The 248-nt window shown below is 38.3% G+C and carries 1 protein-coding gene; it reads left to right on the top strand.

Going from position 1 to position 248, the window contains the following annotated elements; all coding sequences use genetic code 11:
* Window positions 1-248: hypothetical protein (locus Q0842_RS16195; protein WP_298500557.1), on the top strand; the 248-nt coding region annotated here is incomplete at both ends.

The raw sequence follows: 248 nt of genomic DNA, 5'->3' as shown, positions 1-248 counted from the left end.
CCTACTCCACCTACTGTTTTAGATAACTGTGGTAATGAAATTACACCTTCTGCACCAACAAAATCAGATACACCAGATTGTCAAGGTTCTGTTATCTACACATTCACTTACACGGATTGTGCTGGAAATACTGCTGATTGGACTTATACTTACACTATTGAATTAGCACCTTTTACAGTTCCTGTTAACGAAGGAACAACAATAGAGTGTATTGCAGATGCTACTGTACCAACACCTCCTACAATTAC

The organism is uncultured Algibacter sp., assembly GCF_947495675.1.
Lineage (GTDB): Bacteria > Bacteroidota > Bacteroidia > Flavobacteriales > Flavobacteriaceae > Algibacter_B.
This window is presented reverse-complemented; position numbering and strand designations above follow the sequence as displayed.